General features: G+C 67.3%; 25 protein-coding genes. 12 read left to right on the top strand and 13 right to left on the bottom strand.

Going from position 1 to position 20,957, the window contains the following annotated elements; all coding sequences use genetic code 11:
* The first annotated feature begins 125 nt into the window (after positions 1-125).
* The 4 genes from HLAC_RS10320 to serS all read left to right on the top strand — a co-directional run bounded on the left by HLAC_RS10320 (position 126) and on the right by serS (position 2,867).
* Entirely contained in the window at positions 126-644 is a 519-nt protein-coding gene (locus HLAC_RS10320) for a DUF8162 family protein (protein WP_015910779.1), read from the top strand.
* An 89-nt stretch (positions 645-733) separates the two neighbouring features.
* Positions 734-973, top strand: a complete 240-nt coding sequence (locus tag HLAC_RS10315) for a DUF6199 family natural product biosynthesis protein (protein WP_015910778.1) — start codon at positions 734-736, stop codon at positions 971-973.
* 108 nt (positions 974-1,081) lie between these two features.
* Positions 1,082-1,291, top strand: coding sequence for a DUF1328 family protein (locus tag HLAC_RS10310; RefSeq protein WP_015910777.1), 210 nt, complete (start codon positions 1,082-1,084; stop codon positions 1,289-1,291).
* A gap of 205 nt (positions 1,292-1,496) precedes the next feature.
* Entirely contained in the window at positions 1,497-2,867 is a 1,371-nt protein-coding gene (serS, locus tag HLAC_RS10305) for a serine--tRNA ligase (RefSeq protein ID WP_015910776.1), read from the top strand.
* A gap of 122 nt (positions 2,868-2,989) precedes the next feature.
* Here serS and HLAC_RS19290 read toward each other — a convergent pair whose 3' ends face one another.
* From HLAC_RS19290 to endA, 3 genes are all read right to left on the bottom strand, one after another.
* The gene (locus HLAC_RS19290) at positions 2,990-3,163 is read right to left on the bottom strand and encodes a hypothetical protein (RefSeq protein ID WP_169304928.1); all 174 of its coding nucleotides are present in this window, start codon (positions 3,161-3,163) and stop codon (positions 2,990-2,992) included.
* Positions 3,164-3,328: 165 nt separating this feature from the next.
* Positions 3,329-3,931, bottom strand: a complete 603-nt coding sequence (locus HLAC_RS10300) for an LURP-one-related family protein (protein ID WP_015910774.1) — start codon at positions 3,929-3,931, stop codon at positions 3,329-3,331.
* An 82-nt stretch (positions 3,932-4,013) separates the two neighbouring features.
* The gene (endA, locus tag HLAC_RS10295) at positions 4,014-5,210 is read right to left on the bottom strand and encodes a tRNA-intron lyase (protein WP_049933530.1); all 1,197 of its coding nucleotides are present in this window, start codon (positions 5,208-5,210) and stop codon (positions 4,014-4,016) included.
* Positions 5,211-5,337: 127 nt separating this feature from the next.
* Here endA and HLAC_RS10290 point away from each other — a divergent pair, with 127 nt between their 5' ends.
* Both HLAC_RS10290 and HLAC_RS10285 read left to right on the top strand, forming a co-directional pair.
* Positions 5,338-7,626, top strand: coding sequence for an AAA family ATPase (locus tag HLAC_RS10290; RefSeq protein WP_049933528.1), 2,289 nt, complete (start codon positions 5,338-5,340; stop codon positions 7,624-7,626).
* A gap of 3 nt (positions 7,627-7,629) precedes the next feature.
* Positions 7,630-8,547 (top strand): hypothetical protein, encoded by a 918-nt coding sequence (locus tag HLAC_RS10285; protein ID WP_015910771.1) that lies wholly within the window; start codon positions 7,630-7,632, stop codon positions 8,545-8,547.
* Between the two features lie 22 nt (positions 8,548-8,569).
* Here the strand turns inward: HLAC_RS10285 and HLAC_RS10280 are convergent, their stop codons facing one another.
* The 4 genes from HLAC_RS10280 to lwrS form a co-directional block, all read right to left on the bottom strand.
* Positions 8,570-9,064: a CopG family ribbon-helix-helix protein gene (locus tag HLAC_RS10280; RefSeq protein ID WP_015910770.1), complete on the bottom strand. Its 495-nt coding sequence runs from the start codon at positions 9,062-9,064 to the stop codon at positions 8,570-8,572.
* Between the two features lie 25 nt (positions 9,065-9,089).
* The gene (locus HLAC_RS10275; RefSeq protein WP_015910769.1) at positions 9,090-9,470 is read right to left on the bottom strand and encodes a PadR family transcriptional regulator; all 381 of its coding nucleotides are present in this window, start codon (positions 9,468-9,470) and stop codon (positions 9,090-9,092) included.
* Positions 9,471-9,563: 93 nt separating this feature from the next.
* Positions 9,564-10,217, bottom strand: coding sequence for an HAD family hydrolase (locus HLAC_RS10270; protein ID WP_015910768.1), 654 nt, complete (start codon positions 10,215-10,217; stop codon positions 9,564-9,566).
* 71 nt (positions 10,218-10,288) lie between these two features.
* Positions 10,289-10,657: an LWR-salt protein gene (gene lwrS, locus HLAC_RS10265; RefSeq protein ID WP_049933731.1), complete on the bottom strand. Its 369-nt coding sequence runs from the start codon at positions 10,655-10,657 to the stop codon at positions 10,289-10,291.
* A gap of 64 nt (positions 10,658-10,721) precedes the next feature.
* Between lwrS and uppS the strand changes: the two genes are divergently transcribed.
* Positions 10,722-11,744, top strand: coding sequence for a polyprenyl diphosphate synthase (uppS, locus tag HLAC_RS10260; protein WP_015910766.1), 1,023 nt, complete (start codon positions 10,722-10,724; stop codon positions 11,742-11,744).
* Between the two features lie 40 nt (positions 11,745-11,784).
* Here the strand turns inward: uppS and HLAC_RS10255 are convergent, their stop codons facing one another.
* Together HLAC_RS10255 and HLAC_RS10250 are read right to left on the bottom strand one after the other, a co-directional pair.
* On the bottom strand, positions 11,785-12,243 hold the full coding sequence (locus tag HLAC_RS10255) for an NOB1 family endonuclease (RefSeq protein WP_015910765.1): 459 nt from the start codon (positions 12,241-12,243) through the stop codon (positions 11,785-11,787).
* Entirely contained in the window at positions 12,243-12,488 is a 246-nt protein-coding gene (locus tag HLAC_RS10250) for a PRC-barrel domain-containing protein (protein ID WP_015910764.1), read from the bottom strand. Before HLAC_RS10250 ends, HLAC_RS10255 begins: the two co-directional genes overlap by 1 nt.
* Before the next feature lie 195 nt (positions 12,489-12,683).
* Between HLAC_RS10250 and infB the strand changes: the two genes are divergently transcribed.
* Positions 12,684-14,477: a translation initiation factor IF-2 gene (gene infB, locus HLAC_RS10245; RefSeq protein WP_015910763.1), complete on the top strand. Its 1,794-nt coding sequence runs from the start codon at positions 12,684-12,686 to the stop codon at positions 14,475-14,477.
* A gap of 54 nt (positions 14,478-14,531) precedes the next feature.
* Here the strand turns inward: infB and HLAC_RS10240 are convergent, their stop codons facing one another.
* Positions 14,532-14,771, bottom strand: a complete 240-nt coding sequence (locus HLAC_RS10240) for a hypothetical protein (RefSeq protein WP_015910762.1) — start codon at positions 14,769-14,771, stop codon at positions 14,532-14,534.
* A gap of 65 nt (positions 14,772-14,836) precedes the next feature.
* Positions 14,837-15,589 (bottom strand): TOBE domain-containing protein, encoded by a 753-nt coding sequence (locus HLAC_RS10235; RefSeq protein WP_015910761.1) that lies wholly within the window; start codon positions 15,587-15,589, stop codon positions 14,837-14,839.
* A gap of 229 nt (positions 15,590-15,818) precedes the next feature.
* On the opposite strand from HLAC_RS10235, the gene HLAC_RS10230 reads away from it, so the two are divergent.
* From HLAC_RS10230 to HLAC_RS10215, 4 genes are all read left to right on the top strand, one after another.
* Entirely contained in the window at positions 15,819-16,763 is a 945-nt protein-coding gene (locus tag HLAC_RS10230; RefSeq protein ID WP_015910760.1) for an ABC transporter substrate-binding protein, read from the top strand.
* Between the two features lie 2 nt (positions 16,764-16,765).
* Positions 16,766-17,482, top strand: coding sequence for an ABC transporter permease (locus tag HLAC_RS10225; RefSeq protein WP_015910759.1), 717 nt, complete (start codon positions 16,766-16,768; stop codon positions 17,480-17,482).
* A complete protein-coding gene (locus HLAC_RS10220; RefSeq protein WP_015910758.1) occupies positions 17,482-18,234 on the top strand; it encodes an amino acid ABC transporter ATP-binding protein in 753 nt (250 codons plus the stop codon). Before HLAC_RS10225 ends, HLAC_RS10220 begins: the two co-directional genes overlap by 1 nt.
* Positions 18,235-18,782: 548 nt before the next feature.
* Positions 18,783-19,133 (top strand): nuclear transport factor 2 family protein, encoded by a 351-nt coding sequence (locus tag HLAC_RS10215; RefSeq protein WP_015910757.1) that lies wholly within the window; start codon positions 18,783-18,785, stop codon positions 19,131-19,133.
* A 298-nt stretch (positions 19,134-19,431) separates the two neighbouring features.
* Here the strand turns inward: HLAC_RS10215 and HLAC_RS10210 are convergent, their stop codons facing one another.
* Together HLAC_RS10210 and map are read right to left on the bottom strand one after the other, a co-directional pair.
* Positions 19,432-19,983 (bottom strand): HIT family protein, encoded by a 552-nt coding sequence (locus HLAC_RS10210; protein WP_015910756.1) that lies wholly within the window; start codon positions 19,981-19,983, stop codon positions 19,432-19,434.
* Positions 19,983-20,891 (bottom strand): type II methionyl aminopeptidase, encoded by a 909-nt coding sequence (map, locus tag HLAC_RS10205; RefSeq protein ID WP_015910755.1) that lies wholly within the window; start codon positions 20,889-20,891, stop codon positions 19,983-19,985. Before map ends, HLAC_RS10210 begins: the two co-directional genes overlap by 1 nt.
* Positions 20,892-20,957: the final 66 nt, after the last annotated feature.

The following is a 20,957-nucleotide window of genomic DNA, read 5'->3' as shown; positions in this document are numbered from 1 at the left end:
CGCGGTGCGCCGCTTAAACCGTGGTGGTTCGTGCGACGCGGTCACCGCGGGGAGCCGTCGAAGCGTGGCGCGGGCGACGCCCGGACGACCACAAAGCGTTTGTCGGGCGCGAAATCCGTTCGAGTATGGCCCTCCCCTTCCCCTCGCTCTCCACTATCGCGTCCGCCCCGGCCGTCGTGGACTCGGTCGTCGGCTGGCTGTGGACGCTCGCGCTGTTCCTCTTTCCCGGCCTCGTCGCCGCGGGACTGTGCGCCCCGTTTCTCGCCGCCGAGCGCCTCCGGGAACTGTTCCGCGCGCTCCCCCCGAACGGGCGGCTCCTGACCTCGTACGTCGGCGTCTCGATCGCGCTCTCGGTCCCGTACCTCACCGGCGTCGTCCTCACCGTCACGCTCGCCGGCGAGGCAGGCCCCGCTTGGAGCGAGGGGTTCCTCGTCACGGCGCTGTTCGGCGGGATCGGTGTCGGACTCGTCGCTCCGGCGGTCGCCGTGATCGGCCTCCCGCGGCTCGGGACCGACTGGGACCCGACGGGGTACGGCCCCGGGACGTGGGGGAGCCTCCTCGCCGCCGGACTGGCGTACGCGCTCGTCGCCGCCGTGCCCCTCGTCGCACTCGCGATCGGTATGGCGCTGCCCGGCGGGTACTGACGGCGACGTTCGCTCGGGACCGTCGCGGGGTTCGGCGGGGACGCTCAGCACCGTAAGGTTTTGTTAATCCGCGCGACGTACGGCCGGATATGTTTCCCGCACCCCTCCGGCTGTTTTTCGTCGCCGTCCCCCTCCTCGTCGCCGCCGGCGCGCTGGCGATGGCGGCGTTCCCGCGTCGGATGACCCAGTGGCAGATGCGTGGTCCCGACGGCGCGACACGACGGATCGAACCGAGCGGGACGCGGCTCCTGATGATGCGCGTGATGGGGGTCGTCGTCGCCGGCCTCGCGCTGCTCATGCTGTTCGCGAGCTTCGCGATACTCCCCTGACCGACATCGACGAACCGCACGGCCGACAATCACCGATCTAACGCGTTAACGCTCACCATCGGCCGATACGGCTCTCTTAACTAAGTGGGTAGGGATCGATTGGTGAGTATGAGCCTAACACAGGCGATTCAAAGCGAAGTCATGGCTACGCCCCTACAGTTCGGTGGGGACCTGATCGGACTGGCGGTTCTCTTCCTCGTCCTCGCGTTAGTCGCGGCGGTCCTCGGCGCCAGCGGCGTCGCCGGAATCAGTATGAGTATCGCGAAGTGGCTCGTCATCATCTTCGTCGTGCTCGCCGTCGTCACGTTCATCCTTTAAGCTCCCGACCGACCACCACAACCGCTGTAGATCCCGTTGATACTTTTTCAGACGCGACATCGGATGGAACAGCGGACCGCTAGCGACTGCTCGCTGACCGAATGTGGGAATGGCGTCAAATACCGATGGATCACCCGGATAGTTCGGATGAGACGCTGCCAACGCTCCGATACGGTTTTGGGCCGTCCCGCGGAATTGTTGATAAATGCTGTCTCGACAGTTCGTCCGGGAGAACCCCGAGGTCGTTCGCGAGGCGCTCGACAACAAGGGCGTCGACGTGGACCTCGACCGGATACTCGACGTTGACGAGGAGTGGCGGGAGCTGAAGAGCCGTGGCGACGATTTGCGCCACGAGCGCAACGAGGTCTCCTCGACGATCGGCGAGCTGAAACAGGCCGGCGAGGAGGAGGCGGCCCAAGAGGCGATCGAGCGCTCACAGGAGGTCAAGTCGGAGCTGCAGGAGATCGAAGAGCGCGCCGACGAGCTGGAGGCCGAACTGGAGGAGTCCCTGCTCGAACTCCCCCAGATCCCCCACGAGTCGGTGCCGGTCGGGGCCGACGAGTCGGAGAACGTCGAGCGACGCCGCGAGGGGTTCGACGACCTGCGCGAGGTTCCCGACAACGTGGAGCCCCACTACGATCTGGGCGAGGAGCTGGAGATCCTCGACTTCGAGCGCGGCGCGAAAGTCGCCGGCGGCGGCTTCTACGTCGCGAAGGGCGACGGCGCCCGGCTGGAGCATGCGCTGATCCAGTTCATGCTCGACGTGCATCGCGAGCAGGATTACCGTGACGTGTTCCCGCCGATCGCGGTCAACTCCACGTCGATGCGCGGCACCGGCCAGCTCCCGAAGTTCACCGAGGACGCCTACCGGATCGAGGGGACCAACGAGGACGCGTACGACGACGACGACCTCTGGCTGCTCCCGACCGCGGAGGTGCCCGTCACGAACCTCCACCGCGACGAGATCCTGCTCGGCGAGGACCTCCCGCTCAAGTACCAGGCGTACACGCCGAACTTCCGGCAGGAGGCGGGTGAGCACGGCACCGAAACGCGCGGGATCGTCCGCGTCCACCAGTTCAACAAGGTGGAGATGGTGAACTTCGTCCGGCCCGAGGAGAGCCACGAGCGCTTCGAGGGCCTCGTCGATGAGGCCGAGGAGGTGCTTCGCCGCCTCGAACTTCCCTACCGCATCCTGGAGATGTGTACCGGCGATCTGGGGTTCACGCAGGCGAAGAAGTACGACCTTGAAGTCTGGGCGCCGGCCGACGACATGGACGAGGGCCCCGCAGAGGGCGGCCGCTGGCTGGAGGTCTCCTCCGTCTCGAACTTCGAGGAATTCCAGGCGCGCCGTGCCGGGATCCGGTACCGCGAGGAGCACCACGAGTCCGCGGAGTTCCTCCACACCCTGAACGGTTCGGGGCTCGCCGTCCCGCGGATCGTCGTCGCGATCTTGGAGTACTACCAGAACGACGACGGCACCGTCACCGTCCCCGAGGCGCTGCGCCCGTACATGGGCGGCACAGAGGTGATCGAGGGTCACGACGCGGTCGGCGAGACGAAGCTCGGCGGGGAGTAGACGGGTCGGAGTCGCCTTCGGGCGGATGAGGGGTGTGAATCCTCCGAGGTCAGGCAGATCGAGATTGTGTCGTTGACAGACCGACTGGATGAACACTCCTGCTTTCGGCCGTGAAAACCAATCTACAAGTCCGCAAGTTCATCGGCGAGAGTCTCTCCGTCGTCGAGGAGTTTCTTCGAGGCGCGAACGACCTCCGCATCCTGATGGCCGACGATTTCAACGAGCGTGTCGAACGCGACAGTACCGTCGAGATACAGATCGACGACCGTCTCGTGTAAGGGGTTCCCTGTTCTCATCTCGTTTAAATATCGCCGAAGCGATTTTTTGTGCCTCATCTGCGACCCCCTCGACTGGTTCCGCTAGATCCTCGGGGAACGGAACGGCGACGCACTTCGCATTCGTGTATACACCACTTGGACTAAAAATCGTGTCGCCGTTCCCGACGAAAACCACACGCGTCGCTACTGGTTCTCTAAGGCGTCGAGGACGCACGCGGAGGCGATTACCGCCTCCTTCGGCACGTCGCTCGCGTCGTCGATAGTGACCGTGTAGGCGTCGCGCAGCGAGAACTTCCCCTCGATGTCGCCGACGTGGTCGCCGTCGGCGTCGAATATCTCGTACTTGTTCGGAACGAGGTTCGCAACGGAGACGAGGTGGCGGAGCGCAGAGAACAGTTTATTCTTCGAGCGAATGGTCGCCAGCGCCTCCCCCGTGTCTGGGTCGCGGATCGTCCAGTTTTCCGCGAGCAACGAGTAGTCCTCATCGAGAACGACGACCTCCTCGCCGGTGCCCGCGTCGGTGATGGCGTAGTTCCCGGCGATGTCCATGATCCCGCCCGCCTTCACCGAGAACGCGTCGTCGTCGTCGCCGGTGACGAACGGGAACTCCTCTTTCAGCTTGAACATCTTCTGTTTCCCGCGCAAGACGACGTTGCCGGCGCTGTCGCGGACGGCATACTTGTTCCGGACCACCGACTGTGTCACCTCGTAGCGATCGTCGTCGAGGTTGACCGTGGAGATGTCGTACGCGCTCGACTCCGATTCGAACCCGGAGGGCTGGCTCATAGGTGTCGAGAGGGTCACGTTCGGAAAAAATCCTTCCGTTCGTCCCGAGACGGCGGTACCGGCTGGTCGATCCGGCGCCCGCTCAGGGCGTCAGTCGCCCGATCGAGAGCCACTCCACGTCGGCGTCGCGGACCGCGCCGTTCTCGGCGGTCTCGTCGTCGCCGCCGTCGCCACCGGCGCCGCTACCGTCACCCTCCACCATCGTCAGCGCGAACACCATCTCCTTGCGGACGCCGCCCGCGAGCCGCACGTCGAGCGAGAGCTCGCGCGGGGAGAATCGGTGGTCGCCCTCGACGACGCGCACGAGGTGCTCGGAGTGCGGCAGGTCCTCGACCGTCTCCACGTCGAGGTACGTCCGGAAGTCTGCGCCGAACTTGAAGCCGGTCTTCGGCACGGCGTCGGCCGCGCGGAGGCGCTTATAAACGGCGAGCCGGCGGTCGAACCGCTCGCCCTCCACGTCGCGGCCGCGGGCGACGACTGCGGCGACGGGACCGTCCGTCTCTGCGGCGCCCTCGCTGGGGGATTCGCCCGCCGTCCCCACCGACGTCGACAGCGAGAGGACGCCGTCGGCGGCGAGCGACGCGGCCTCGACTAAGGATAGCTGGACCGCGCCCTCGACCGCCGCGGCGCGGCCGGTGAGCGGCTGGCCGTAGAAGCCGCGCTCGTAGAGCCCTTCGGGGGCGTCCCAGACGACGACGCGGTCGGAGAGCAGGACGCCGTCGAGCTGGTCCGGGGGCTCGTAGTCGGTCGCACCCGCGATCTCCCCGCGCGTCGCCGCGAAGTACGTGATGTCGGACTCCTCGTCGACGACGGCGAGGGTGCGTCCCGCGAGCCCGGCCGCCGGCAGCGACTCGCGCTCGCCGACGACCTGTACGGGGTACTTCACGTCCCCCGTGTCGGGCGTCGAACCGCGCTCGTAGGCGACGAAGTCGACCGCGTCGGGCGCGTCGACGTCGCCGCCGGGCCACGGCTCGCGGGCGGGCGAGAGGTAGAAGCCGCGGTCGCGCAGGTCGGCGTAAACGAGGTAGCGTACCGCGAAGCGGTCGGCGGCGGCCGCGGACTCGACGAAGAAGCGCTCGAAGCCGACGGGGTCGGCGTCGGGGGTGAGGGAGACTCCCGAGAGGTCGCCCCGGAACAGCAGGTGAGCGGTCTCGACCCGCGAGAGCGCGATCTCGTTGCCGCCGAGCGGACGGCCGTAGCCGTTGGAGTCGTGGAACCGCTGGCGGGCGTCGCCGGCGACGTGGACCGCGTCGCCGCGCAGGTGCCCTGTCGGTTGCATATCCATCGACGGGTTCGGCCGGGGTAAGGGGGTTGCGGTCGGCGGCGGACGGATCGCGGGCTCTGCGGCAGCGCGAGCGCCCCCGATGGCGGGTAAGGGTAAAGGGCGAGTGGCCGGAACGGAGCGTATGAACGACACCGCCGGCCTCCGGCTCACGGTGCGTGCCGCCGAGAAGCGGGACGCGGGCCGGGGCATCGCCCGGCTCCCCGAATCCTCCCGAAAGCGGCTCGGCCTCCTCAGCGGCGACACCGTCGAGATCCGCGGTGAGCGCACCGCGGTCGCGAAGGTGTGGCCCGGCGGCGCGGACGCCCCAGAAGGATCCGTCCTCATCGACGCGGACACTCGCGCGAACGCCGGCGTGAAGGTCGGCGACGCCGTCACCGTCGCCGCCGTCGACGTCGAGGACGCCGACCGCATCGTGCTCGCCGCGCCCGCGGAGCTCGCCGACGTGGACGTGAGCCGCGAGGTGGTCGAGCGCGCGCTCGCCCGCGACCTCCGCGACCGTCCCGTCACCGAGGGCGAGGCGGTCCACGTTGAGCGGCTCGGCGGGATTCGATTCGTCGTCGCCGAGACGGACCCGGCGGGCACGGTGCGCGTCACGAGCCGGACCGACGTGTCGGTGAGATACGGGGACGAGGACGCGTCGCGCTCCGACGCGGGCGCGGGGCGGGATCGCCGGACTGCCTCCGGATCTTCGACGGGGAGCGGTCCCTCGTCCGACAGATCCATCGGCACCGACACCGCCAGCACCGACACCGCCGGCACCGACACCTCCGGAACCGACGCCCGCCCGCCCGGCGGCACCGAACCCCCGGCGGAACACACCGCGGGCGCGACCTACGAGGACATCGGCGGGCTCGACGAGGAACTGGAGTTAGTCCGCGAGACGATCGAGCTCCCGCTCTCGGAGCCCGGCGTGTTCACCCGGCTCGGGATCGACCCGCCGAAGGGCGTCCTGCTCCACGGCCCGCCGGGGACCGGGAAGACGTTGATCGCCCGCGCCGTCGCCAACGAGGTCGACGCGACGTTCATCACCGTCGACGGCCCGGAGATCATGTCGAAGTACAAAGGCGAGTCGGAGGAGCGCTTACGGGACGTGTTCGAGCGGGCCAGCGAGGAGGCCCCCGCGATCATCTTCTTCGACGAGATCGACTCGATCGCGGGCAAGCGCGACGACGGCGGCGACGTGGAGAACCGCGTCGTCGGCCAGTTGCTCTCGCTGATGGACGGGCTCGACGCCCGCGGCGACGTGATCGTCATCGGCGCGACCAATCGCGTCGACACCCTCGACCCCGCCCTCAGACGGGGCGGTCGGTTCGACCGCGAGATCGAGATCGGGGTTCCCGGTGAGGCCGGCCGTCGCCAGATCCTCGACGTCCACACGCGTCGGATGCCCCTCGCGGACGACGTGGACTTGGACCGCATCGCGGCCCGGACCCACGGGTTCGTCGGGGCCGACATCGAGGGGCTCACGCAGGAGGCGGCGATGACCGCCCTGCGGCGCGCCCGCGAATCGGACGCTGCGGCACTCGACGACGTGACGGTCGGGAAGGCGGACTTCGAGGCCGCCCACGCCGCCGTCGAACCGAGTGCGATGCGCGAGTACGTCGCCGAGCAGCCGACCACCGACTTTACGGATGTCGGCGGGCTCCCGGAAGCGAAGGAGAAGCTAGAACGAGCCGTCACGTGGCCGTTGACGTACGGCCCCCTCTTCGAGGCCGCCGACGCCGACCCGCCGACGGGGATCCTGCTCCACGGACCGCCCGGAACGGGAAAGACTCTCCTCGCTCGGGGGATCGCGGGCGAGAGCGGCGTGAACTTCATTCAGGTGGCCGGCCCGGAGCTGCTCGACCGGTACGTCGGCGAGTCCGAGAAGGCGGTCCGTGACCTGTTCGATCGCGCGCGGCAGGCGGCGCCTGTGATCATTTTCTTCGACGAGATCGACGCGATCGCCGCCGATCGCGACGCCGCTGGCGGGGACAGTTCGGGCGTCGGCGAGCGGGTGGTCTCCCAGCTGCTCACGGAACTCGACCGCGCGAGCGACAACCCGAACCTCGTCGTGCTCGCGGCGACGAACCGGCGGAACGCACTCGATCCAGCGCTGCTCCGGCCCGGACGGTTAGAGACGCACATCGAGGTGCCCGAGCCCGACCGCGAGGCGCGCCGGAAGATCCTCGACGTACACACCCGCACGAAGCCCCTCGTCGAGGGCGTCGACTTAGAGCACCTCGCCGACGAGACCGAGGGGTACTCCGGCGCTGAGATCGCCTCGCTGTGCCGGGAGGCCGCCCTGATCGCCATCGAGCGCGTCGCGGACGAGCACGGTGAGGCCGCCAACGATCACGCCGACGAGGTCGGGATCACCGCTGACGACTTCGCGGCGGCGCTGGAAACCGTCCGCCCGGCGACGCCGTAACCGATGAGCGCAGCGGGGGATCGCGAGGGAAATTCGCCAACGCTCCGCGGGCTCCTCGCCAGCGTCCGCGCGGCCGTCCGGTCGACCCCTCCAAGGGATCTCTTCCTGATCACCGTCCCGCTACCGACGCTGCTCGTCGCCGTGAGCCTCATGCCGGGGACCGACGCGTGGCAGCTCTCGCTGGCGACTGAAGGGGTGTTTGAGAGCCGGTGGGCGCTGTGGACCGCATTCGCGTCGAGCTTCGTTCATACGGACCCGGTCCACCTCGTCGACAACGTCGTCAACTACTGGCTGCTCGTCGCGGTCGCGTACCCCCTCTCGATCGTCGCCGGCTGGCGTCGACGGCTCCTCAGATCGGTTGTGGTCTACCTCGCGGTCGTCCCGCTGGTCTCCGCGTGGGCGACCATCGTCACGCTCGGCGGCGTGACCGACGCGCTGACCGCCGGCTTCTCCGACGTGAACAGCGCGCTCCTCGGCTACCTCGTCGCCGTCTGGTTCGCCGCGCTCGCGGCGGAATGCGATCGGGTTCGAAGCGAGACGCCCGCCGGCGTCGACCCGCGCTGGTCGGTCGTCGTCGCCTTCGCGTCGCTCGCGCTCGCGTACCTCGCGCCGAGCGGCGCCGGTTACTTCCCGCCGCTGCCCGCCGTGGGGTCGCTGTTCGCGGTCGGAGCGGTCCTCGCCGCGGCCGGGCTGTACACCGCGGTCGGGCGCCCGCAAGTGGCGGGACTCGATCTGGGGCCGGAACGCGAACTCCTGTACGTCACCGGCGCGAGCGTCGCGGCCGCCGGCGTGATCGGATCGCTGGTGCTCGTCCCGTTCGGCAGCAACGTGTTCGCACATCTCGCCGGCTACGTCGTGGGGTTCACGGTGCCGTTCCTCGGTGTGCTCGCAGACGGAACCGCCGGTCGCGGAGGCAGTTGAAAAGAAACGGCGACAGTTCTCCTCAGTCGTCGTGGGCGTGGCCGCCCGCGCGGTTAGCCTCTCCGTCTCCGGTCCCGTCGCTTCCCGTCGCCGCGAGGTCGCTGTCGGCGCCGAACTCGTCGACCGGCGTCACGCTGTAGTCGACCGTGAGCGTGTCCTTCGTCGCGCGAATCTTCCCCACGAACGTCGAGATATCTTCCAACCGCCCTTCGAGCACGAATAGCTCCATGCAGTACCGCGAGCCGACGTGGCTATGGAAGTTGGAGGCCACGAGCCCCTCGTGTTCGTGGCGGAGCCGCATCATCCGCTCTTCGACGCTCGTGGTCTCGTAGTCGAAAAGCACCGTCACCACCGCCATCAGGTCTCTGTCCTCCAGTTTCGCGTCCTCGAACTCGCCGAGGAGGTTCCGGGAGGCCTCGCGGACCACCTCGCTGCGCCCGGTGTAGCCGTGTTCGTCCGAGAATTTGTCGATCCGCTCCAACAGCTCCTCCGGCATCGAGACGCTGACAACGGTCATATATTAACTGAACGCCGCAATCTTGTTAATCCTTGAGGTTTGGACGGCCACCGTCGCTGTCGTCGCTGTCGTCGCCGGCGTCGCCGTCGTCGCCGTCGTCGCCGTCGACCGGTAGATCGTCGGGTGACCCACCATCGATCCGATCCGAGAGCCACGCGTAGTGGTCGAGGAGGGCGCGCTCGCCAGCGTCGGTAAGCGCGTACACGTCGGCGAGCCCCTCGGTCCGCCGGTCGAGGAATCCCGATTCCACGAGCGAGGTGAGCGTAGCGTAGAACGACCGGGGATCGATCCGCTCGTCGTAGTGTGATTCGAGCCGGCTCTTCAGCGACTGCGCCCGCAGCTCGCCGGCGTCGTACAGCAGCGCGCAGAGGTCGCGGCGGCGGCCGCTGTGGAGCCACTTCGTCATACGCCCGGTTCCGCCCGGTGCCTCACGACCGTTTCGGTCGCGGGCGGCGAGCCGGTTGCGCGCGCCGGTCGCCCCGCTCCGGCGCTCGCGGATTCAGCCGCCGGCCAAGAGCTCGTCGAGCCGGCTGACGCGCCGGTCGCCGAGCACGCATCGCCCGCGGTCCTCGTGGCCCACGCGCTCGACGTGGACCGCGTCGAGCCCCGCGTTCCACGCGGCGCTCACGTCGCTTTCGCCGTCGCCGACGTAGTAGCCGCGGTCGCTCTGTGGGTTGACGTCGAGGTCCGTCATCGCCAGTTCGATGGGGTCCGGATCGGGTTTCCAGCCCGTCTCGTCGGTACAGCAGACCACCGCGTCGAACCGGTCGCTGAGGTCAAGTCGGTCGAGCACGGGCTCGGCGAGGAACCGCTGGCAGTGGGTGACGAGCCCGGTCGGGCCGCCGGTGTCGTCGACGCGGTCGAGCAGTCGGGCTGCGTCGTCGTGGAGGTACGTCGCCTCCGCGCGGGCGTCGGGATCCTCCTCGGCGTGGAACGCGGGCCAGAACGCGTCGGGGTCGATTCCGAGATCGCGGAGGGTGTCGCCGCGGGCGCCCCCGAGCCCGTGCCAGAGGACGTACGCCTCCCGGTCGGAAAAGGGGCGGCCGAGCCGGTCGCTGACGCGGTCGAAGACGCCCCGGGTGTACGACCACTCCGCGTCGACGAGGGTCCCGTCAAGGTCGAACAGGTGGAAATCGTAGTCGGCGACGGCCATGGGGCCGTCAGTAGGCGGCCGACTGGTAAGTGCGTTGTGGGGTCGCGAGGGAGACTGTAGCATGCGGAACGTCACTCCTCCCGCACGTGGACCGACGAGCCGAGGTATTTGTGCAGGACCTCGTCGACCGAATCGGCGTTGAACCGGTCGAGGTCGGCCGCGATCGCCGACTGCAGCGCGTCGAGGAACGCCTCGTCGGTACGGAGTTCTCGGAAGTTGGCGGCGACGACCTCGACACCGAGACGGTCGCTCGCCAGCCGCCGGAACGACGGTTCGTCGCCGATCTCGCCGCGCCAGAGCCGGTCGCGGAAGAAGAGCCAGCCGTCGGTACCGGGCTCGTTGGCGGGCAGTTCCATCGTCGTCTCGAACCGATCCGGAGCGATGGTAGCGCCCTCGGGATCGAGACGGAACTCGACGCGGAAGACGTAGGCGGCGTTCATCGGGGACATCTCGATCCGTCAGAGCATAAAAGTACATACCCCTCGGTCGTGTCGGTCCGCATGTATGTTGAATCGTCTCCGCGTGCTTACCGAGCGCGCGTACCGCCGGCACCTCCATCGAGAGATCGAGGACGTACCGACACACGTCGCGATCATCCAGGACGGAAATCGGCGGTACGCCCGGGAGCGCGGCGACAACGCGCCCGACGGCCACCGGGCCGGCGCCGCTACCACCGAGCGCGTCCTCGACTGGTGCGCGGATTTGGGCGTCGCAGAGCTGACGCTGTACGCCTTCTCGACCGAGAACTTCGAGCGCCCGGACGAGGAGTTGGAGCCGCTGTTCGACCTGTTGGAGACCAAGCTCCGCGACTTCGCCGACGCCGACCGCGTCCATGAGCAGGGAGTCCGCGTTCGCGCAATCGGCGATGTCGACCGCCTCCCGGAGCGCGTGCGCGACGCGGTGGACTACGCAGAGCGCCGCACCGCCGACAACGACCGGTTCACGCTGAACGTCGCGCTGGCGTACGGTGGCCGCACCGAACTGCTCGACGCGGCGACGGCGATCGCACGCGACGTCGATGCGGGCGACCTCGACCCGACCGATGTCGACGTCGAAACCGTCGAGGAGCGGCTGTACGATCGACCGGTCCGCGACGTCGACCTGATCGTCCGGACCGGCGGCGACGAGCGCACCTCGAACTTCCTCCCGTGGCACGCCAACGGCAACGAGGCGGCCGTCTACTTCTGTGCGCCGTACTGGCCGGAGTTCTCGGAGGTGGAGTTTCTCCGTGCCATCCGCACGTACCAGTCGCGCGAGGAGTCGTGGCGGCAGGCCCGGGCGGAGCGGGCGGTCGCGCTCGTTCGGGCGGTCGCCGAGGTGGAAATCGCCGAGGCGCACGCGGTGGCGGGGCGACTCCGCGACCGGCTCCCGCTCGACGCCGACGCGCTCGCTGCCGCACTCCCGGGCGACGACGAGGACGCGGTCGAGGATAGGTCTGAAGACGGATCCCCGCCCGAAACCGCAACCGAGAACGCGGGCCAAACTCCGACCGGAGAACGCGACGCAGAGCCGGAGTCGGCGGACTAAGGAGTCGCAAAGAACGGCGAGAAAAGCGGACAGTCCCGCGTTACGCCGGGTTCTTCCGCGTCAGGTCGCTTCCGCAGATCGGACACCGCTCTTTGTTCTCGTCGAAGGTCCGGTTGCAGCCGACGCACTGGAACCGCCATTCGCGCTCCTCCGTGATCCCGTCGCGTGCAATCGCTTCGACGGAGATGTCGAGTCGCTCGGCGACGTTTTGCATCGCGTAGTCGTCGGTGACGAGCGTCGCGCTCAGCTCAAGCGCGGTCGCGATCAGCCGGGTGTCGGTGTCGGACAGCTCCGCGGCGTCGCCGGACCCGCGCGCAGCGCGCCGCACGTTGTCGAGGACTTCGGGGGCCGGGACGTGGATCGTCATGCCGGAGCCCTCCATCGCGTCGAAGCGGAGCGCTCCCTCGCCGGTGAGCTCTTCGTGCACTTCGGGCACCGAGACGACAGTGTCGTCGGTGGTGTACTCGTGAATAAACGCCGAGGTGTCGAGAACTTCCATTAGCGGGCGACGACGATGTAGTCTTTCACCGCCTGTACGTTCGCGACTGGCACCTTCAGATGGCCCATTTCGTCGACGTCGAAGCCCGATCGCTCCGGGCTGAGGTGCTCGTGGGGGCTCACAAGCAGGTCGGACAGCTCGCCCGACTTGAGGTCCATCGTGATGTTGTATAGGTCCCCAAGCTCCGTTCCGTCCGCGCTCATCACCGCCTTCCCGGAGAGGTTCTCCGCGAGGATATCGACCATGTTCGCACGGTCCCGGGCAACGGTCTTAAACTCCACGGGGGCGTCGGACGGGCGACGGACGCAACGGTCCCCGGATCGGTTCTCTCAGAGACCGCCGCCGCCGCTGCCCCCGGACCCCGGTCGGGCGCGTTTTGAAAGGCTTAACTGACGTCCGGGTCGAACGGAAGATAACCGACCTTTTCGGGGCGATCACTGATGACCGACCACACAAACGCGGACACTCTTCGGACGCCGATCGTCGCCGTGCTGGGCCACGTCGATCACGGCAAGACCAGCCTGCTCGACACGATCCGCGGCTCCGCCGTCAGCGAGGGCGAAGCCGGCGCGATCACGCAGCACATCGGGGCGACTGACATCCCGCTCGACACCATCTCCGAGATGGCGGGCGAACTCATCGATCCGACCGACTTCGACCTGCCGGGGCTTCTCTTTATCGACACGCCCGGCCACCACTCTTTCTCGACGCTGCGCGCCCGCGGCGGTGCGCTCGCCGACATCGCGGTGCTCGTTGTCGACGTTAACGACGGGTTCCAGCCGCAGACGGAGGAGGCGATCGACATCCTCAGACGCACCGGGACACCCTTCGTCGTCGCCGCCAACAAGGTGGACACGACGCCGGGATGGAACCCGCAAGACGGCCAGCCGATACAGCGGAGCCTGGAGGCGCAGTCGGAGCGCGCCGAGTCGATGCTCAACGAGAACCTCTACGAGATCATCGGCCAGCTCTCGGACGCCGGCTTCTCCGCCGACTTGTACTGGCGCGTGCAGGACTTCCAGAAGAACATCGGCGTCGTCCCCCTCTCGGCGATCACGGGCGAGGGCGTCCCCGACCTGCTCACGGTCCTGATGGGTCTCTCACAGCGGTTCATGAAAGAGGAGATGGCGATCGACGTGCAAGGTCCCGGCGAGGGGACGGTCCTAGAGGTAAAAGACGAGCGCGGCTTCGGCGCCACCATCGACACGGTCGTGTACGACGGCGTGGTGCGCAACGGCGACCAGATCGTCGTCGGCGGGCAAGACGAGCCGATCGTCACCGAGATCCGGGCGCTGCTGCAGCCGCGTCCCCTCGAAGAGATCCGCACGGAGAAGAAGTTCGAGAAGGTGGCGGAGGTCGGCGCCGCTGCCGGGGTAAAGATCGCTGCGCCCGACCTCGATCGGGCGATGGCGGGCGCGCCGGTTCGGGTCGTCCGCGACCGCCCGGTCGAGGAGGTCGTCGAGGAGGTGAAAGCCGAGCTCGCGGAGATCGAGGTGGAAACCGCCGAGAACGGCGTCGTCGTCAAGGCGGACACGCTCGGATCCTTAGAGGCGATGGCGAACGCGCTCCGCGAGGCGGAGGTCCCCATCCTGCGCGCTGAGGTCGGCGACATCGCGCCCCGCGACATCGCCGTGGCCGAGACCGCGAACCAAGACGAGCACAAGGCCATCCTCGGGTTCAACGTCGATCTGCTCGCGAACGCCGAGACGGAGCTTGAGAACGCCGACGTGAAGCTGTTCACCGACGAGGTCATCTACCAGCTGATCGAAGACTACGAAACGTACGTCGAGGAGAAACAGCGCGCCCAGCAGGAGACGGTGCTGGACAAGGTCGTCCGCCCCTCGCGGTTCCGCATCCTCCCCGACCACACGTTCCGCCAGAACGACCCCGCGGTCGTCGGCGTCGAGGTCATCTCCGGCACGGTTCAGAACAACCGCAACGTCGGATACTTCGAGGGTAACGAGTTCGAGCGCGTCGGCCAGCTCTCCGGCATTCAAAAGCAGGGCGACGACGTCGACGAGGCGCGCGCCGGCGAGCGCGTGAGTATCGCCATCGACGGCCCGACCGTCGGGCGCGACATCGAGGAGGGCGACACTCTCTGGACCGAAATCCCCGAAAAACACGCGAAGATCCTCGAACAGGAGTTAAAAGAGGAGATCACGGCCGACGAGCGCGAGGCGCTCGCGGCGTACTTGGAGACCAAGCGGAAGCGGGACCCCTTCTGGGGGAAGTGAATCGAGGATTATCGGCGTACTCGGGCGAAAAGATGCCGCAGTTCGTTGCTAATCTCAGTCGTCGTGGTCCGCGAGCGTTTGCTTGATCTGCTCTAGTTGAAGATAGGTGGCGAGGGCGAGTATGGTACTCGGCCACAGGCCGATGAACTGGCCGCGCTGCTTGTCGCCGCGAACGTAGTAGAAGTACAGCGCGAGGGCGACGGAGCCCATGGACGCCAGCGCGGCGGGTCCGAGGTCGCCGAGGTTCATCCCGGCCGAGGTCCGGTTCGTTGCCGCTTCGGATGCTTCGTTCATAATTTATAATGGCGTTCTGTAGTTAAATCACTTGCGCTGACACGAACGCCTCCGCCGCGATCTTCCTACTCGCGTCCCGACGCCGCAGACTGGCTGACGACCCGCGTCGCGGTCGCTTTCCACCGGATCGCCACGTCGTCGCCCGCGTCCAAGTCCAACCGTGCCGAGCTCTCCGCCGTGATCAACACCCGGAAGACCACCTCGCCCACCTCAACCCGAACCGTCGACACCGTTTTGCCCGCCACGATCTCGACGACCTCGCCGCGCAAGCGGTTCCGGGCGCTCGTCGAATCCGGATCGACTCGCTGGCTTTCCTTATAAATCGTCACCGCGTCTGCGCCGATCCGCACCTGCACGGCGTCGCCGACTGCGGCGTCGTCGTGGAGCCCGCGAACTGTGCCGACCGCGGTGTCCACCTCTGCCAGTTCGCCGTCGACGCGCGCGACTGTCCCGTCTAGCACCGTCTCGGGGACGTTGGCTGTCGCGGCCAGCACCGCTTGCAGGCGGTCGTACCGGTCGAGGAGGTCGCGGCCGGCCCCCGTCAGCCGACTACCGCCTCCGCCGGACCCCCCGCGCCGTCGCTCGACGAGGGTACCGAAGGCACCTTCGAGCGCCTCGATCCGCAAGAGCGCGCGAGCCCGTGAGCGCCCCAGCTCGGAGGCCGCACCCGCAACCGATCCGGCCTCGTGGACCGCTCGGAGGAGCGCGGCGTCGCGACCGTCGAACTCGGCGTCGCCCTCGATGAGCGCGGCTCGGCCGCGGCCCGTCCCGGCCGCTGTGCTCCCGTCCGCGGCGCTTCCGTCCGCGCGTTCGTCCATACCGAAGGCGTCGGCTCGGGGGGTGTTGGCGTTTTCCCTCCCCGACCGAACTCGGCGACTGCGACGGCGACGTAACCGGTCACGGGTAGCCACGCTCCTCGTTCCGGACGCGATCGGACGCCGATCCCGGGGTGAGCGACTGCCCGGATTCCGCTCCGTGGGGGACAGTAACCGATCGCGGTTATTCGCGTGCAGAAGCTATATTTGGTATCGGTCCATCGGTGTATCTATGACGATACATCGACGGCGATTCGTCGCCGCACTCGGTACGGGCGCAGTCGCGAGCACCGCCGGCTGCGGGGGGGCCGGCGGCAGCGAGGGGAGTAGCGACGAGGACGACGACCGGCCCGCCGTCGCCGGGGAGACCCTGACGCTCACGACGACGACGAGCACCTACGACACGGGCCTGCTCGACGCGATCCACGCCGACTTCGAGAAGCTGTACGGCGTAAGCGTCGACGCGGTCGCGCAGGGAACGGGCGCGGCCCTACAGTCGGCTCGCGACGGCGACGCCGACGTGGTGATGGTCCACGCCCGAGGGCTCGAAGACGAATTCATGCGCAACGGGTACGGCGTGAACCGCCGCGACCTCATGTTCAACGACTTCGTCATCGTCGGCCCGGAAAGCGACCCGGCAGGGATTCAGGGGATGGGCTCGGCGACGGAGGCGCTCACGACGATCGCCGATAGGGAGGCGTCGTTCGTCTCCCGCGGGGACAACTCCGGCACCCACACCAAGGAGCGCAACCTCTGGGAGGCGGCCGGCACCGAGCCCGGCGGCGACTGGTACCAGGAGACCGGCAGCGGGATGGGCGAAGCGCTGAACATCGCCACCCAGCAGGGCGCCTACACGCTCTCGGACCGCGGAACGTTCATCTCGCAGCGCTCGGAGATCGACCTCGTCGTTCTGGTGCAGGGTCCCATCGAGAACGGCCCGGAGATCCTCGCGAATCCCTACGGAGTCATGGCGGTCAACCCCGGTGTCCACGACAACGTCAACTACGACCTCGCGATGGCGTACATCGGGTGGATCACCAGCCCCAGCACCCAAGACGCGATCTCCGAGTACCAGATGAACGGCGAACAGCTGTTCTTCCCCGAGGCGATCTCGGAGAATCCCGACTTCCAGCAGTACGTTCCGGAAGGTTGGAGTAGCGACTCGTCTGACGAGTGAGCGTGCCGATCGAACCAGTCGCACAGCTGCTCTCTCCCCTCCTCGATCTCCCGTTCAGGGACGGCTACGTCTGGAGCATCATCTACGTCTCGCTGTACGTGAGCGTCACCGCCGTGGCGCTGAGCACACTGTTCAGCGTTCCCGTCGCCGTCGTAGTCGGGTTCTCCGAGTTCCCGGGCAAGCGGGTCGTGAAGTCCGTCGTCAACACGGGAATGGGGTTTCCCAGCGTGGTCGTCGGCCTCTTGGTCCTGTTCGCGGTCTCGAATCAGGGACCGCTCGGGTCGCTTGAGCTCGTCTTCACCAGAGAGGCGATGATCATGTCGCAGTTCGTACTCGCGACGCCGCCGATCACGGCGATCAGCCTCGCGGCCGTCTCCGGGGTTGACGACGGCGTCCGCGACGCCGCGCGCGCGCTCGGCGGCACGCGCCTCGACGCGGCCCTCGTCGTCCTGAAGGAGGCGCGGTACGGGATCGCCACCGCAATCTTGGCCGGCTTCGGTCGGGCCGTCAGCGAGGTCGGCTCCGTGCTCATCGTCGGCGGCAACATCACGAGCGCGGACGGGATTTCGAAGACCCGGACGCTGACCACTGCCATCCAACTGGAGGCGCGTCAAGGCCAGTACGAGACGGCGATGATCCTCGGCGCGGTCCTCGTCGCGCTCGTGTTGACCGTCAACGCCGTGGTCATTCACTTCGGCGACGGGGGGGTGAACCGCTGATGCTCCGGGCGACCGGCGTCTCGCAGTCGTTCGGCGGCGAGCGGGTGTTCGACGACCTCTCCATCGAGATCGACGCCGGCGAGGTCCTCGGCGTCATCGGTCCTTCCGGCGTCGGCAAAACGACGCTGCTTCGGACGCTCGCGCTCTCGCTCGAACCCGACGCGGGGACCGTCGACCTCGGCGGCACGGACGCGTGGACCGTCGAGGAGTCGGACCGACTCGCCCTGCGGCGGCGGGTCGGAATGGTCTTTCAGGAGGCGAGCCTCTTCGACGCCTCGGTGGGCCGCAACGTCGAATACGGGCTCCGGGTTCGGAGCCCGTGGGCCGACCGGATCGCCGCGACGCTGGGGCTCGCCGAGACTCCCGACGCGGTTCGCGAGTCGCTCGATGTCGTCGGGCTGACCGACAAGACGACTCAACACGCCGACTCGCTGTCGGGCGGAGAGGCCCAGCGCGTGTCGTTCGCTCGCGCGCTGGCGTACGACCCGGACGTGCTCCTGTTGGACGAGCCCACCTCCGACCTCGACCCGCGGAACACGGCCGTCATCGAGGAGGCGATCGACGAGGCCCAAACCCGGGGCATCGGCGTCGTCGTGGCGACCCACGACATGCATCAGGCGGAGCGCGTCGCGGACCGCGTCGCCGTCCTGCTCGACGACGGGATCACGGAGGTCGGCCCGACGGAGCGGATCTTCGAGAACCCGTCCGACGAGCGCACCCGGAAGTTCATCTCGGGCGAGCTTGTGTACTGACGCACACCGAGGAGAGACGGGGAATCGGCCGGAATCCGGCGAGCTATTTATAAGTGATCGACGACTCCGCGGTGAACACCGTCAAAGCCGCACAACCGCAGCCTCACACCTCTCCAGCCTCGCGGTTCGCGCTCTTCGAGCGCTCACCACGTCCAGCGAGAATCGAAGATTCTCTGGCAGCCGGCGCGTAGCGCCGGCGACGCCACCGCGCCGGTTGTTTATAAGCGATCGTCGCTGTCGCTCACGACTGTTTACATACGGTATTGCTGCCACCGATCGACTTCACCACTCCCGACATCGATCGAGAAGCACGCTTCGGCGACAAATCGTTTCAAACGAGGGGCTCTGTAGAAATCCTCTTTGTCAGATACATTATTGCCTGAAACAACTGGTCGCTGAAAGGTGCGTACTGACTGCTAACTATCTGTTAATCACGGTTTATTTCTGAATCATTTTGGTAAATACAGTGAATATTGACGAAGAGACCACCCCTAATTGATGTGACAGATCATAGGAGCTATCCGTTCACCTCCAGAGGTTGCTATCGTATGAATGAGAGCAACCGTGACCAGCTAATCGACTCCTACTTGAATGGTATGGATCACGAGGACAAAGAGTTGCTACGAGACGCCTTCGCGCCGGATATTGTACACGAACACCCCGTCCGCAACGTGAAAGGAATCGAAGGTTTTCTGGCATTTAAAGTCGACGAGCAGCCACCCCAGGAGTCCGAACACAAAGTGAGCCGCCGCATCCACGTTCCGGAGGCGTCCGTGGTCCAAGGACGAAAAGTCGGAACCGTGGAGGGGGAATCGGTCGACGTCCAGTTCTGCGACGTCTATGAATTTAACGCGGACAAATCGGCGATCACTACGCTTTCTGTTTACGTGCGGGAGTGAGCTATCAGCGAGGTAACGTCGATCCGTCTCCAAGGTCAATTATCGGAGTCCTTTATCGGTGGAATCAGTGAGCAATGGGGTAGTGCTCTTGAGAAGATTTCGACCGATCGCTGAGCAAGGACCAATCGGTTAGATGAGTCCGTTTTCGGAATGGATGGTGGACTACTGCTCTGTCTCTCACACCCCGTCTCTATCAGAGAGCGACAGAGTACAGTCTGTCGTGTTACATCGTTCTCCTGTACTGAGCGATAGAAGGTGCAAAGCTATCACCCGCAGATGATTCAACAGAGCCGTCGCTTCAGACGTCGAAGTCGAGTTTGACCGCATCACCGGCCTCAACGTCGCCCGGATCGACCACGTCGTCGCCGGCGGCGAACCCGGCGTGGAGGTGTTCGTAGGTGCGATCGATCGCCTCCACGATCACCTTCGTGTCGCCCGTCACCGGCATGAAGTTCGTGTCGCCGTTCCACCGCGGGACCACGTGGGTGTGGAGGTGGTCGATCGAGCCGCCGGCCGCCGAGGCGCCGAGGTTCTGCCCGGTGTTGACTCCGTCGGGGTCCACGTCGCGGCGCATCGCTGCGAGCGTCGCCGCCTTCAGTTTCGCGTGATCGAGCAGGGTCGCGTCGTCGAGGTCGGTGGGGTCCTCGCGGTGTTCGCGGGGGATCACCATCGCGTGCCCCGGATTGTACGGCGCGTTGTTCAACAGGACGTAGTTGCGCTCGCTGCGGGCGACAACGCGCGCGTCGCGGGCGTCCTCGCGCTCCGGCAGGACGCAGAACGGACAGCCCTCGATGGGGTCCGCGTCGCGCTCGACCCACTCGATCCGCCACGGCGCGTAGATCCGGTCCATCAGCCGTCGAAGTCGTGGATGCCGGCGGTCGTGATCTCGACGCCGTCGTCGGTGACGAGCAGGGTGTGTTCCGCCTGACTGACGAGCGCGTCGTCGGCCTCCTTCAGGACGGGGTATCCCTTCACCGCGTTCGCCTGCTTCAGCCGGCGCAGTGCCATCTCTACGCGGTCGCCTTCCAGCCACCGCGCCGCGAACGGGAGGTCGTCGAACGCCTCGATCTCGTCGAGGGCCTGTCGCGCGCGGCGGTCGCGGACGCTCCCCGACCCCTGTCGCTCGAAAATCTCCTCCTCGGTCCCCTCGCCGACCTTCCCGCGGCCGTCGGTGGCGAACGGCTCGATCGCAACCGCCTGTCCGGGCTCCAGTTCGACCGACCGATCGACGCCGCGGTTCGGGACCGTCGGCCCCGTGTGCGCGTCGTAGCGCTCGACGCCGTGTCCGGAGAGATTCAGGACGGGCGTGTAGCCGTACCCGCGGATCACGTCCTCGATCGCCTGCCCGACGACGCCGACCTCGACACCCGGCCCGGCCTCGTCGACCGCGGCCTCGAGCGCCATCTCGGCGGCCTCGACCAGCTCGGGGGTCCCCGTGTGGTCCACCGTGACCGCGGCGTCGGCGATGTAGCCGTCGACGTGGACGCCGACGTCGAGACACACCATCTCCTCGCCGAACTCGGTGTCGTCGTCGCGACTCGGGGTGGCGTGAGAGGCCTCGGGATCGACGCTGATGTTGACGGGGAACGCGAGCCCCGCGTCCTGCTCGCGGATGAAGTCCTCCGTCCACTCCGCGACCTCGAGGTGTGTCCGCCCCGGCTCGACCATCTCGCGGGCCTCGTTCATCGCCTCGACCAACACCGCACCCGCCTCCCGGTAGCTCTCGACCGCGTCGTCGTCTAGGGATCCGTGGCTCATGTCTCCGGGTTCGGCGACCGACCGCAAAGAGGTTGCGGAGGGGCGCCGCGGACCCTCACAGCGTCA

Origin of the sequence: Halorubrum lacusprofundi ATCC 49239 (genome assembly GCF_000022205.1) — an archaeon.
GTDB lineage: Archaea > Halobacteriota > Halobacteria > Halobacteriales > Haloferacaceae > Halorubrum > Halorubrum lacusprofundi.
This window is presented reverse-complemented; position numbering and strand designations above follow the sequence as displayed.